This window comes from Pseudogemmobacter blasticus (genome assembly GCF_003071405.1).
Lineage (GTDB): Bacteria > Pseudomonadota > Alphaproteobacteria > Rhodobacterales > Rhodobacteraceae > Pseudogemmobacter > Pseudogemmobacter blasticus.
The window spans coordinates 1,121,365-1,134,347 of sequence record NZ_CP020470.1; the positions used below are offsets into that span (position 1 = coordinate 1,121,365).

Below are 12,983 nucleotides of genomic sequence, written 5' to 3' on the forward strand. Positions count from 1 at the left end.
CCGGTTTCGCGGCCGCATCGCAGACTGGTCAACAACGGGCGTGCCGAAGTCAATTTGACAGCAGCAGCGCACCAATGTGCTCACTCGGAATGTCATTGATGTGTTTCTCATGGGTAAGCAGGTAGCATCGTGCCTATTGTCATTCGGTTCCGCCAAGACGCCATTCATAAGCCAGGCACTCGGAACGCCTGAAGCTTGCCCATGCTGCCACCTGATGGATGCGAAGATTACAGGTGTATGGATGATCCCATACATGGCCGCCCTTTCGGGACAACGCCTTCGCATGTCAGACAGAATTCAAGCTTCAACAAAAGTGTTTAAAGGATACTACAAAAAAATGGCAGAGCAGCCGTTTTTGTCACAGCCTGCACCGCGCAAACATTTCATGAAAAACAATCGACATTTCATGCCTCACCAAATGTTCGATCACCCCTCCAGATGCCGCGCAACACGGCCAGGACGCCTTGTTCGAATCGGTCGCTGTCCGCGCGAGGGCGCCGTTGCAGGAGGTTGAGGCAACCCTTCCCGCCCGAGGCCTGATTGCCTGATGCCGCGCGGAGCCGATCAAGCCTGACGCGAAGTGCAGGAAACCGAACGAAACTCCCCCATCTTTGCCGGTTTTCAGCGCCAGTGCGGCCGGATGCAGGTGCCCCCTCGCCGAATCACCCTGACAGACAGGATTGCCGCCGGTCCGCGCCGTGCAGTGATTCGTGTCAGGCGGGTGGCGGACGCCGCGCCTGCCGTTCACCTGCCATGAACGGGGACCAGGATATTGCGCCTTGCGCTGCCCTGCCCCGCAGGGCCGGGACCGATTTAATGAAGATGTGCAGCGCATTGGGTTTCCGGCGCTTCGGGCGGGGCACTGTCAGGCGGTTTGACAGGCTGATCCCTTCGGACCCGACCCAGCCTACGGCCGCGGGCTGACATTATTGCTTGCCTGCAAACAAATCACTCGGAGGATTCCTGTCCTGCGGAGTTGGATCATCGGGCAACCGGAGAGGGCCAGCACAGGCGGCCTTCGGACCGGGCGAAACTTGCCGGCGCAAGCACGCGGCTTGCGGAAAAGGTGTCGTGTAGACACACCTTACTTCAATCGGTATACATGCACTAATCTGTATACGGGATGACCGTCACAAGTATAACATCGCGGTCAAGACCGTTGCAGAACAAGGCCAACCGCATGAAGCCACAACTGATCATCTTTTCTTTCGGGCCAAGTTATTTTCTGGATGGCAGCGTACTGAAGGAAATGTTTCGGTCCCGCGTCTTTCTTGCTTTCGCAATTCCGGCAAGCCTTCTTGTGTCACTGGTTTTTGTGCCGCCCTATGGCCGGGTTGAATCATTTTACATCGGCTTTGCAATATCTGTCATTTGTGGAATTGTCTTCTTCCTGGTGGTCTATCTTGTGGCCTGGCTGCACCTTCTTTTATCGCAGGTATGGGAGGCACCAGGGTATGCTCCGATCAGCTATTTTATTGCGGCTATGACATCAAGCTTCACGCGTCACCTTGCAAATGCGACCATCGACCCTTCTTTCAAAGGCACGGCATGGGATGTGTTTTACATCGCCTTGCATCTGCTTCCGCCAATCATCGCGCTGGAACAACTTTTCATACGGCTGTTCTATCAGGACAGGCTTGAAAAATATAACGTCATGACGGCGGCACAGCTTCTGAAGCACAGCAGAAGCGGTGACGCGCCCCGCAGCCCTGACGTGCGTGGCCCGAAGAGTACCCCGCAAGGTGCTTTGACGCCGGACCCGGCACAAGCCGAAGTGCCATCCGTTGTGCCGATGGCGGCGCGTTCGGCCGCTTTTCTGCCATCGCCCGCAGCCGGCGGGACGCCGGTCGAGATTGGCGGCCGTTTTTTCGACGCAAGCCAGATCCGTTTGCTGGAAGCGCAGGAGCATTATCTGCGGGTCTTCACGACGGACGACAGCTTTCTGGTGCGGGACCGGATCTCTGTCATCTGCTCGGCCCTGCCCGACACCATGGGGATGAGGATTCATCGGTCATACTGGATTTCCTTTGCGGCAGCCGGCCCCGTGCTGCGCACCGGGCCGGGCCGCTATGCCGTTGAAAACGCGGCGGGCGCTCAGGTGCCGCTGTCCCGGCACCTGAGGGCCGAATACGAAACACGTCATGCGGCCTGGCTGCGGGATCAGGCACAGGGCCAGTCGGCCTGACCGGCGCTGCCGGGGCCACAGCGGGGGCCTTCGCCCATGGGCCAGCCGCCCCGTCGGACAACGCCCCCCGAAAACACGCAAAGGTTGATCAACAGCAAATACATTCACCCAAAGATGGGCGTCTGTTGCCCGCCCGGCACACAGGCGCGCGCATTCCCCGCGATGGCATTCCCGACTTTCCGACTCACCCCCTGCGGGAGTAACTTCTGGTTTTGTTGTATATGGAGGGATTTTCCCGATGACTCGCAATTTCATGGTAGTGTTGCTTGGTTCCGTGTTTCTTGCTCCTGCGGCCATGGCCCAGGATTTCTCTGGCGGCCTGACCTTCGGCCTGGCCCGCTCCAATATCTCGGACGTTGACGTGGACCTGACGGGTCTGTCGCTGGATGGTCGCCTTGCCTACAACATTGGCAGCGGCGTCACGGTCGGCGCCCGGTTCAACACGTTCAGCCTTGATGTCAGCGATGCCGATCTGGACCTGAACGGCAACCTGATCGGCCTGAACGTCAGCTATGCGATCTCTGATGCCTTCTCGGCCGGCGTTTTCTACGAACATGGCGAAGTCGGGGCTGACATTTCCGGCACCTCGCTGTCGGCGATCGCCAGCTCGAACACCTACGGGATCGAGGGCAGCTACACCACCGGCGCGCTGAAGCTGGGTGCCTTCGTATCGGTCAGCGACACCGGCGGCCTGATCGGCGCCGCGCTGGCCTCGGCCGATCTGGATGTGCGCAGCTTCGGCCTGTCGGCCAGCTACAGCCCGAACAGCCAGTTGACCGTGGGCGGTTCGGCGATCCGCACGACCTTTGACATCGGCGCCATCAACCAGGACTTCGATGTCGATTACATCGGCCTGGCGGGCGTCTATGACATCAACGACACCTTCACCGTCTTCGGGGGCCTGTCGCGCACCTCGCAGAACGATCTGGATCTTGATGTCACCACCATCGGCCTTGGCGTCGCCTATGACCTGACGGCCATGGCGGGGATGCCGATGTCGGTTTCGCTGGAACTGGCCCGCACCACGCCCGATCTGGGCGGGTCGGACATCGACGTCGACACTGTCCGCCTGGGCCTGTCGATCCCGCTGGGCACCAAGACCACGAAGGCACCGCTGAACAGCACCGCCGACGCGATCCTGAACCCCAGCCACAACGCGATCACCCAGACGGTTCTGAACTTCTGATCTGCATCGCTTCTGGCAATGAACGGAAAGGGCGGGGTTTCCCGCCCTTTTCCTTTGGCGCTTGCCGCCCGCCCCCTGCGCCTGCTAGGCGGCTGTCATGCTGTCTTATCAACACGCCTTCCACGCCGGGAACCTGGCCGATGTCCAGAAGCACGCGCTGCTGGCCTGGACGCTGGATTACCTGACCCGCAAGGACAAGCCGCTCAGTTACATCGAGACCCATGCCGGGCGCGGGCTGTATCGGCTGACCTCGGCCGAAGCGGCGAAAACGGGCGAGGCGGCGCAGGGCATCCTGGCCCATGCCGACTGGTTTCCTGCAGGCCACCCCTATGCCGAACGGCTGCACGAAACACAGACGATGTATGGCGGTGACGCCTATCCCGGTTCGCCCCTGATCGCGGCGCTGGGGCTGCGGGAAAACGACAGCCTGCATCTGGCCGAACTGCATCCGCAGGAACATGCCGCGCTGGCGGGCGGCATGGCGGAATGGGGGGCAAATGTCTACAAGCGTGACGGGTTCGACCTGGCGCTGGCGCTGACGCCCCCGACCCCGCGCCGGGGGCTGCTGCTGTGCGATCCGTCCTATGAGGTGAAGGAGGATTACGACCGCATCCCCCGCATCTTTGCCCAGATCGCCCGCAAGTGGAACGTCGGCATCCTGATCCTGTGGTATCCCATCCTGACCGGCGGCCCGCACCGGCCCATGGTGAAGGCGCTGCAAGAGCAGCACCCCGACCATCTGACGCATGAGGTGCGCTTCCCCCCGGCCCGCGAAGGTCACCGGATGGAAGGATCGGGGATGTTCTTCGTGAACCCGCCCTTCGGTCTGGCGGATGAGGCCGCCCGGCTGACCGCCCTGTTCAAGAGGCTGCGATGATCCCGTTTCACACGCTGGATGTCTTCACCGACCGCGCCTTCGCCGGCAACCCGCTGGCTGTAGTGCTGGAGGCGGGGGGCCTGAGCCCGGCGCAGATGCAGACCATCGCGCGCGAGTTCAACCTGAGCGAGACGATCTTCGTCCAGCCCCCCGCCAACCCGGCCCATACGGCGCGGGTCCGCATCTTCTTTCCCACGGCGGAAATTCCCTTCGCCGGGCATCCGACCATCGGCTGCGCCATCCTGCTGGCCGAACGGGCGCAGGAAGGGGATTTTTCCATCACCATCACGCTGGAGGAAGAAGCGGGGCTGGTGCCGGTGACCGTCACCCGTCAGGCGGGGCGCATCCTGGCGGAGTTCACCGCGCCCGTGCTGCCCTTTGCTGCCGGCGCGGTGCCGGACCGCGCGCTGATCGCCGCCGCGCTGGACCTGACGCCCGCCGACCTGGGCCCCCACGCGCCCGGCCTGTTCCAGGGCGGGCCGCGGTTCCTGTATGTGCCGGTCCGCGATCTGGACGGGCTGGCGAAGGCCCGCCCGATGGAACCGCAGTGGAGCCGGCTGATGGCGGCGGCGGGTGTGGACAGCGCCTATCTTTACACGTCGGCAGGCGACTACCGCGCGCGCATGTTCAGCCCCACGGCGGGCATTCCCGAAGATCCGGCCACCGGATCGGCCACGGCGATTCTTGCGGCGCAGCTTCTGGCCAATGGCGCCCTGGCTGACGGGACCACGGTCCTGCATCTGCAACAGGGGGTCGAGATGGGCCGGCCGTCCGACCTGCGCCTGACGGTCGAGGTGGCGGACGGGGCGCTGGTCGCGGTGCGGATCGCCGGGACGGCGGTGCGAATCGGCGAAGGGCGGCTCCGTCTTCCGTGATCGGCTGCAACGGCCGCTGGCGCGGACGATCCGAAGCCCCTATCCTGCCCCCATGTTCGAAGCCTTGCTCCGCCGCCTTGCGGCCCCCGCCACCGCCCGCCTTCCAGAACCCGATGCCCGGCTTGCGCTGGCGGCATTGCTGGTGCGGGTTGCCCGCACCGATGGCCTTTACGCCGCCGAAGAGGTGGAGCGGATCGACCGCATCCTGATGGCACGTCACCACATGGGGCCGTTCGAGGCCGCCAAGCTGCGCACCGCCGCCGAAACGCTGGAGGCCGAGGCGCCCGACACCGTGCGGTTCACCCGCGCGCTGAAGGCGGCAACAGCCCTGGAGGACCGGACCGAACTGATCAGCGCGCTGTGGTCGGTGGCCATTGCCGACGGCCTGCGCGACGCCGACGAGGACCGGCTGATGCGGATGGTGTCGAATCTGCTGGGCCTGACCGATGTGCAGAATGCGCAGGCCCGGCAAAAGGCGGAACGTGCCGAATGATCGCCAGATGATCGCAAGTCTGGGCATGTATGATGCCGGCCCGGCCATGGCCGCGAATGACCGGCTTTGGGCGGCGATCCGCGATGGCCTGCGCGCGCGTGGCCTGCCCGCGCCCGAAGGGCTGACCCGTGGCGAAGGCGCCTATTGGCCGGCCTGGGAAAGCCCCGATCTGGTGCTGTCGCAAACCTGCGGCTACCCGTTCCGCACCCGGCTGCACCACCGGGTCAGCCTGATCGGCACGCCCGACCCCGGCCTGCCCGGCTGCCCGCCCGGACATTACCGTTCGGTCTTTGTGGCCCGCGCGGATGACCTGCGGTCACTGGCCGACCTGGCCGAAGCCCGCTTTGCCTTCAACGAAGACCTGTCGCAATCGGGCTGGGCGGCGCCGGTGACTCATCTGCTGGGGATGGGACTTCAGCCGCGCCCCGCCCTGCGCAGCGGCGGGCACCGGCTTTCGGCCCGCGCGGTGGCCGAGGGGCGGGCCGACCTTGCGGCGCTGGATGCCGTGACCTGGGCCATGATGCAGGCCGATGGCGATCCGGCGGCGGCGGCGCTGCGGGGGGTGGCGGAAACGGCGCCCACGCCGACTCTGCCTTATATCGCCGCGGCGGGAACCGACCGGGACACGCTGTTCGCGGTGTTGCAGGCCGCCATTGCCGGACTGTCGGCCGCAGACCGGAACACGCTGCACCTGCAAGGTCTGGTGGCGATTCCCGCAGAGGCCTATCTTGCGGTGCCCAACCCACCCCCGCCTGCCCATTTTCAGCCCGGAATCTGATCAAATTCCGGGCAGGTGCCGCGCCAACCGGCGCAATCGTCGTTGCATTGGCCCGAAACATTTGCCCTATTGACCGAAATGAACGGACCGGCGTCGTCAGATGCGCCGGCCAGCATCAGGGAAGCCCAAGGGGACACATGGCCGACACCCCCGTTATCGAAATTCACGACCTTCACAAAAGCTATGGCAACCTTGAGGTGCTGAAAGGCGTCGACCTGACCGCCCCGCGCGGCCATGTCATCTCGCTGATCGGCTCGTCCGGGTCCGGCAAATCCACTCTGTTGCGCTGCTGCAACCTTCTGGAAGACAGCCAGCAGGGCGAGATCCGGTTCGAGGGCGAAGCCGTCCACTGGAAGGGGCACGGGCTGCACCGGCACCCGGCCGACCGGGCGCAGGTCACGCGCATCCGCACCAACCTGTCGATGGTGTTCCAGCAGTTCAACCTGTGGTCCCACATGACCATTCTGCAGAACGTGATGGAGGCGCCGGTGACGGTGCTGAAACGCGATCCGAAGGAGGTTGAGGAAAAGGCGCGCTATTACCTGGCCAAGGTGGGAATCGCCGACAAGGCCGAGGCCTGGCCGGCGCAGCTTTCGGGCGGCCAGCAGCAGCGGGCCGCGATTGCCCGCGCCCTGTGCATGGAACCCCGCGCCCTGTTGTTCGATGAACCGACCAGCGCGCTGGACCCCGAGCTGGAGCAGGAAGTCGTCAAGGTCATCAAGGCCCTGGCGGATGAAGGGCGCACGATGATCCTGGTGACCCATGACATGAGGCTGGCGGCGGACTGTTCCGATCACGTCATCTTCCTGCATATGGGCCGGATCGAGGAACAAGGCCCGCCCGACCGCCTGTTCGGCAGCCCGCAGACGGAACGCCTGCGCGGCTTCCTGTCGGCCACGGCTGCCTGAGGGGCATCCGCGGATGGCCTGCATCGGCACGATCTCGGCTCTTGGCGCGGTTCTGACGCTGGCTTCGGCCGGCGATGACCGCAGCCTTGCCATCGGCGCCGAGGCCAGTTTCCCGCCCTATGTCGAGCTTGCCGCCGACGGGTCGCTGACCGGGCATGATTATGAGCTGATGCAGGAAATCTGCGCGCGGCTGGCGCGGCACTGCGACTGGCAGACCGTCACCTTCGAAGAGCTGATTCCCGGCGTGATCGAGGGGCGGTTCGATGTGGTTCTGGGCGGCATGGCCATCACCCCGGAACGGCGCCGGCTGGTGGATTTCACCACATCCTATGCGCCCGGCGGCGGGCTGGACTGGTTTGTCGGCCCCCCCGAGGCGCCTCAGCCGGACAAGGCCCGCATCTCGGTTGAGGCGGGGACGATCCACGAATCCTATCTTCAGGCCGAAGGGCTGAGCTATCGCGGCTATCCGACCGAGTTTGACGCGCTGAAGGCCGTGGCCGGGGGGCAGGCAGACATGGCGCTGGGGCCCTATCAGGGGCGCCCCGAGCTGGACGAGCTGATCTATGGCAAGGGGCTGGAGTTCCTGCTGTCGGTCGAGATCCCGGATGAAGGGGTCGGCATGGCCGTCTGCCGCGGCAACACCGCCCTTCTGAACGACCTGAACGCCACCCTTGAGGCCATGCGAAAGGACGGCGCGCTTGATGCCCTTGAATCCCGCTGGTTCTGAACCCGAACCGGCGGCACAATGACCGACAGAAGCCAACCCAGGGAGACCCCAATGAAAAAACTGCTTCTCGCAACCGCCTTCGCCGCAATCGCCGGCGTGGCCTCGGCGCAGGACGCCATCAAGATCGGCACCGAGGGCGCCTATGAGCCCTACAACTACATCGACCAGGCCACCGGCAAGCTGGTGGGCTTTGAAATCGAACTGGGCGGCGAGCTTTGCAAGCGCGCCAACCTGACCTGCGAATTCGTGCAGAACGACTGGGATTCGATCATCCCGAACCTGCAGTCGGGCAACTACGACGCCATCATGGCCGGCATGTCGATCACCGATGAGCGCAAGAAGGTCATCACCTTCTCGGACAACTACACCCCGCCGTCGAAATCGTCCTACATGGCGGCTTCGGCCGATGCCAACACCGGCGAAGGCGCGGTGATCTCGGCCCAGACCGGCACGATCCAGGCGGGTTACATCGCCGAACAGGCCGGCAACACGCTGCTGGAATTCGCCACGCCGGATGAAACCGTGGCCGCCGTGAAGAACGGTGAAGCCGATGCCGTCTTTGCCGACAAGGACTATCTGGTTCCGATCGCCGGCGATTCGGGCGGCGCGCTGGTCATGCTGGACAAGGACGTGGCCCTGGGCGGCGGCATCGGCATTGGCCTGCGCCAGTCGGACACCGAGTTGAAGGCCAAGTTCGACGGCGCGATCCAGGCGATGAAGGCGGACGGCAGCCTGAACGCGCTGATCGAAAAGTACTTCGGCCCCGAATCCGAAAAGTTCTGAGGGAGCACGGGGGCGGCCTTCGGGCCGCCTCCACCCCCTTATTCCCAAGATGTTCGAGTATTGCTCAGACCCCCGATCGCTTGAAGGCCTGCAATGGCTGAGTTGCTATCTGACGACGGCAACGCATTTCAGCTTTTACTGGTCCTTCCTGACCGTCCTGACGCTGCTTGCGGTGACCGCACCGCTGGCGCTGGCCTTCGGCTTTGCCGGCGCGTCGGCCGCGCGGTCGCATGTGCTGCCGGTTTCCTGGCTGGGCCGTGCCTATATTGCCGCCGTGCGGGGCATACCCGACATCGTGTTCTTCCTGTTCTTCGTGATCGCCCTCGATCAGGGGATCGAATGGTTCCGGCATCTGTTCGTCTGTGAAGACCTGTCGCAACCCGTCTGGAACAACGGCGAATTCCGCGTCTGTCCGGCCGCCAAGGTGCCGGCGAATGACGCTTCTCCATTCATGGTCAGCGCCTATTCCTTCACGCTGGCCGTCACCACCTTCGCCATCGTCTTCGGCGCCTTTGCCGCCAATGTGCTGTATGGCGCGATGACCGCCGTGCCGCGGGCGCAGCTTGAAACCGCCGAGGCCTATGGCATGTCGCACCGCCAGGTGTTCCGCCGTGTGCTGGTGCCGCAGATGTGGATATATGCGCTGCCCGGCCTGTCGAACCTGTGGCTGATCCTGATCAAGGCGACGCCGCTTCTGTTCCTGCTGGGCATCAAGGATGCGGTCTACTGGGCGCGGGAACTGGGCAGCGCCAAGACCAGCGGCAACAACCCCTATCCGCATGGCGACTGGCGGCTGTTCTACTTCCTTGCCCTTCTGGTGTTTTACCTGGTCTCGACCCGGGTGTCCGAAATCCTGCTGGCGCGGCTGACCCGGCGCCTGTCACGCGGCCAGGCCACCCGCGCCGGCGAGGATATGCGCAAGGGAGGGGCTGCCACATGACCTGCTGGGAAACCTTCCAGGCCTATTCCCTGCGTTCGCTGGGCTATGGCGAACGGCTGTTGCCGCGAGAAGGCTATGACCTGTGCCAGCATTTCACCCTGATCGGATCGGGGCTGATCTGGAACATCTACTTCGGCGCCCTGGCGCTGGCCTTCGGCTTCTTCCTGGCCAATGCCCTGGCTCTGGCCAAGGCCAGCCGCAGCCGGTGGGTCCGCAAGCCCGCCGAATGGTTCATCTTCGTCTTCCGCGGCTCGCCGCTCTTCATCCAGTTCTTCCTGGCTTATGAAACGCTGGTCCTGCTGCCCAAGGCAGGGATCGACATCTTCGGCATGACCATCCAGACCGCCTGGACGACCAAGGCCTGGGCGGGGGCGCTGTTCGTGCTGTTCCTGAACACCGCCGCCTATTCGGCCGAAATCTTCCACGGCGCGCTGCAATCCATCCCGAAGGGCGACCTTGAAGCCGCCGAGGCCTATGGCATCAGCGGGTGGAAGAAGTTCAGCCGGATCGAATGGCCCACCATGCTGCGGCTGGGCTGGCCCGCCTATACGAACGAGGCGATCTTCCTGTTCCATGCCACGACGCTGGTGTTCTTCAGCGGCTTCCCGGCGTTCCAGCAGCGCGGCGACGCGCTGTATTACGCCAACTACTTCGCCGACAAGACGTTCAACCCGTTCATCCCCTACCCCATCGTCGGGTTCTACTTCATCCTGATCACCCTGGCGCTGATCTGGGGGTTCGGCCGGGTCAACCGCTATCTGAACCGGCATCTTCCCTCCAACATGAAAGCCAGAATCCGCTTGCGTCCTTCCCTGATCCGGTAGTAGCCTTTATTTGATCAAATTTTCCGGGCACCCGCCCGGACCCCCGGCCAAAGCCGAAAAGAAGGCGCCGGCGGGAAAGGCGATCGAACAAGGGAAGGACCAAGGGCATGGTCCAGATCCTTGCGCATCAGGTGGGTCAGTTGCGTGTTTTGCACCGGCAGACCCCGAGCGCGGGGGGCCGTGCTCTCTTGTGTTGAACATGATGAAGGACTGGCTGAGAAAGAACCCGCATGTGCGGACCATCCGCGTGGCTGCCGCCGACCTGAACGGTCAGGCCCGCGGCAAACGCATCCCGGCACGATTTGCCGACAAGGTCGTCAAGGACGGAACCCGTTTCCCCTTCTCGATCCTCAACCTCGACATCTGGGGCGAAGACATCGACGACAGCCCGCTGGTTTTCGACCAGGGCGATCAGGACGGTGTGCTGAAACCCACCGAACGCGGCTTCATGCCGATGCCCTGGCTTGAGGCGCCCAGCGCCCTGCTGCCGATCTGGATGTTCCGCGAAAACGGACAGCCCTATGACGGCGACCCGCGCCACGCGCTGAACGCGGTGGTGCAGCGCTACAAGGCGCGCGGCCTGACGCCGGTGGTGGCGATGGAGCTGGAGTTCTTCCTGATCGACGATTCCGGCAAGACGATGCAGGTGCCCGCAAGCCCGCGGTCCGGCAAGCGGCGCAAGGCGGCTGAAACGCTGTCGATCCGGGCGCTGGATGCCTTCGACACCTTCTTTACCGACCTGTACGACGCCTGCGAGGCGATGGACATTCCCGCCGACACCACCACCTCGGAAACCGGCCTTGGCCAGTTCGAGGTGAACCTGATGCATTGCGACGATCCGCTGCGCGCCGCCGACGATGCCTGGCTGTTCAAGATGCTGGTCAAGGGTCTGGCCCGCCGGCACGGCTTTGCCGCCAGCTTCATGGCCAAGCCCTATGCCGAATATTCCGGGTCGGGGCTGCACACGCATTTCTCGGTGGTGGACGAGAAGGGCGAGAACATCTTTGACAGCGGCGGCCCCAAGGGCACGGCGCAACTGCGCCACGCGGTCGCCGGCTGTCTTGAGGCGATGCACGATTCGACGCTGCTCTTCGCGCCGCATATGAACAGCTATGACCGGCTGGTGCCCGACAAGCACGCGCCGACCGCCATAAGCTGGGGCTATGAGAACCGCACCGCCGCGATCCGCATCCCCGCCGGCAACCCGGCCGCGCGCCGGATCGAACATCGCGTGGCGGGGGGCGACGTGAACCCCTATCTGATGCTGACCGCCATTCTGGGCGCCGCCCTTTCGGGCCTGGAAGACGGCAAGGAGCCGCCGCCCGCCGTGGCCGGCAACGCCTATGCCATGGACCTGCCGCAGATTCCGGCCACCTGGGATGCCGCGATCGACGCCTTCGAACATTCGGACACCGTCTATCGCTTCCTGCCCAAGGAGCTGATCCACAACTTCGTGCAGACCAAGCGGCAGGAGTTGCATTACATCAACGAACTGTCGCCCGAGGAACGGATCGAGCTTTACCTCGACACCGTCTGATCCCCGGCCCGGACGGCGCGGCGCCCCTGCCCCGGCAGGAAACGCCACGTCCGTCCGGGCTGCCGGTGCAAGCCACTTGACCACACGCGCCTGCCGCGACAACCCTGTTGGAAACCGCCAAGGACACCGCCATGCAGATCGGCATCCTCCAGACCGGAGCTTCCCCCGACGCCCTTCGGGCCGATATGGGGGATTATCCCGATTTCTTCGAACGGCTGCTGGCAGACCGCGGCCTGACCTTCCGCCGCTTCCATGTCGAGGCGATGGAATTCCCCAAGGACGTGCATGACTGCGAGGGCTGGCTGATCACCGGCTCGCGCCATGGCGCCTATGAGGACCACCCCTTCATCAAGCCGCTGGAAGCGTTCATCCGCCAGGCCTATGCCGCGCAGGTTCCGGTGGTGGGCATCTGCTTTGGCCACCAGATCATCGCCCAGGCCATGGGCGGCAAGGTGGAACGCTACGCCGGTGGCTGGTCGGTCGGCCCGACCGACTATGATTTCAACGGCGAAAAGATCACCCTGAACGCTTGGCACCGCGATCAGGTCACCGAAAAGCCTGCCGCGGCCGAGGTGGTGGCCACTAACGAATTCTGCACCAACGCGGCCCTTCTGTACGACGACCGCATGTTCACGGTGCAGGCCCACCCCGAATTCCGGCCGGAATTCGTGGATGGCCTGATGCGCACGCGCGGCCCCGGTCTGGTGCCGGATGAGCTGATGGCGCAGGCGCGGGCGCGGCTTGCCGATCCGCTGGACGATCAGACCATGGCCGGCCGCATCGCCGCCTTTTTCCTGAACCACCAGAATACCCGTTCCTCTGGGGCCGAGAAGCTCCGCGCCTGATCACCGGGCGCGGGGGCCACCCCCC

General features: G+C 64.3%; 13 protein-coding genes. All 13 read left to right on the plus strand.

Annotation, left to right across the window (positions count from 1 at the left end; all coding sequences use genetic code 11):
• Positions 1–1,180 precede the first annotated feature (1,180 nt).
• The 13 genes from B6K69_RS05430 (at position 1,181) to B6K69_RS05490 (ending at position 12,958) form a co-directional block, all read left to right on the plus strand.
• Positions 1,181–2,185: a LytTR family DNA-binding domain-containing protein gene (locus tag B6K69_RS05430; protein WP_164681888.1), complete on the plus strand. Its 1,005-nt coding sequence runs from the start codon at positions 1,181–1,183 to the stop codon at positions 2,183–2,185.
• A gap of 238 nt (positions 2,186–2,423) precedes the next feature.
• Entirely contained in the window at positions 2,424–3,371 is a 948-nt protein-coding gene (locus tag B6K69_RS05435; RefSeq protein WP_123876539.1) for a porin family protein, read from the plus strand.
• 97 nt (positions 3,372–3,468) lie between these two features.
• Complete coding sequence (locus B6K69_RS05440; RefSeq protein ID WP_108643071.1) at positions 3,469–4,248, plus strand: 23S rRNA (adenine(2030)-N(6))-methyltransferase RlmJ; 780 nt, start codon at positions 3,469–3,471, stop codon at positions 4,246–4,248.
• Positions 4,245–5,123, plus strand: coding sequence for a PhzF family phenazine biosynthesis protein (locus tag B6K69_RS05445; protein ID WP_108643072.1), 879 nt, complete (start codon positions 4,245–4,247; stop codon positions 5,121–5,123). Before B6K69_RS05440 ends, B6K69_RS05445 begins: the two co-directional genes overlap by 4 nt.
• Positions 5,124–5,175: 52 nt before the next feature.
• On the plus strand, positions 5,176–5,616 hold the full coding sequence (locus B6K69_RS05450; RefSeq protein WP_107673358.1) for a tellurite resistance TerB family protein: 441 nt from the start codon (positions 5,176–5,178) through the stop codon (positions 5,614–5,616).
• Positions 5,617–5,623: 7 nt separating this feature from the next.
• Positions 5,624–6,394, plus strand: coding sequence for a phosphate/phosphite/phosphonate ABC transporter substrate-binding protein (locus B6K69_RS05455; RefSeq protein WP_108644791.1), 771 nt, complete (start codon positions 5,624–5,626; stop codon positions 6,392–6,394).
• Positions 6,395–6,531: 137 nt separating this feature from the next.
• Complete coding sequence (locus B6K69_RS05460) at positions 6,532–7,302, plus strand: ABC transporter ATP-binding protein (protein ID WP_108643073.1); 771 nt, start codon at positions 6,532–6,534, stop codon at positions 7,300–7,302.
• A 13-nt stretch (positions 7,303–7,315) separates the two neighbouring features.
• Positions 7,316–8,029: a substrate-binding periplasmic protein gene (locus B6K69_RS05465; RefSeq protein WP_108643074.1), complete on the plus strand. Its 714-nt coding sequence runs from the start codon at positions 7,316–7,318 to the stop codon at positions 8,027–8,029.
• Positions 8,030–8,080: 51 nt separating this feature from the next.
• Positions 8,081–8,812, plus strand: coding sequence for a transporter substrate-binding domain-containing protein (locus B6K69_RS05470; RefSeq protein ID WP_107673354.1), 732 nt, complete (start codon positions 8,081–8,083; stop codon positions 8,810–8,812).
• A 49-nt stretch (positions 8,813–8,861) separates the two neighbouring features.
• Positions 8,862–9,752 (plus strand): ABC transporter permease, encoded by an 891-nt coding sequence (locus B6K69_RS05475; RefSeq protein ID WP_107673353.1) that lies wholly within the window; start codon positions 8,862–8,864, stop codon positions 9,750–9,752.
• On the plus strand, positions 9,749–10,576 hold the full coding sequence (locus tag B6K69_RS05480) for an ABC transporter permease (protein WP_108643075.1): 828 nt from the start codon (positions 9,749–9,751) through the stop codon (positions 10,574–10,576). The genes B6K69_RS05475 and B6K69_RS05480 overlap by 4 nt, the downstream gene beginning before the upstream one ends.
• Positions 10,577–10,778: 202 nt before the next feature.
• Positions 10,779–12,113 carry a glutamine synthetase family protein gene (locus B6K69_RS05485; RefSeq protein ID WP_107673467.1) on the plus strand — a complete coding sequence of 445 codons (1,335 nt, stop codon included), beginning with the start codon at positions 10,779–10,781 and terminating at the stop codon, positions 12,111–12,113.
• Positions 12,114–12,244: 131 nt separating this feature from the next.
• Positions 12,245–12,958, plus strand: a complete 714-nt coding sequence (locus B6K69_RS05490; RefSeq protein WP_108644792.1) for a type 1 glutamine amidotransferase — start codon at positions 12,245–12,247, stop codon at positions 12,956–12,958.
• Positions 12,959–12,983 lie beyond the last annotated feature (25 nt).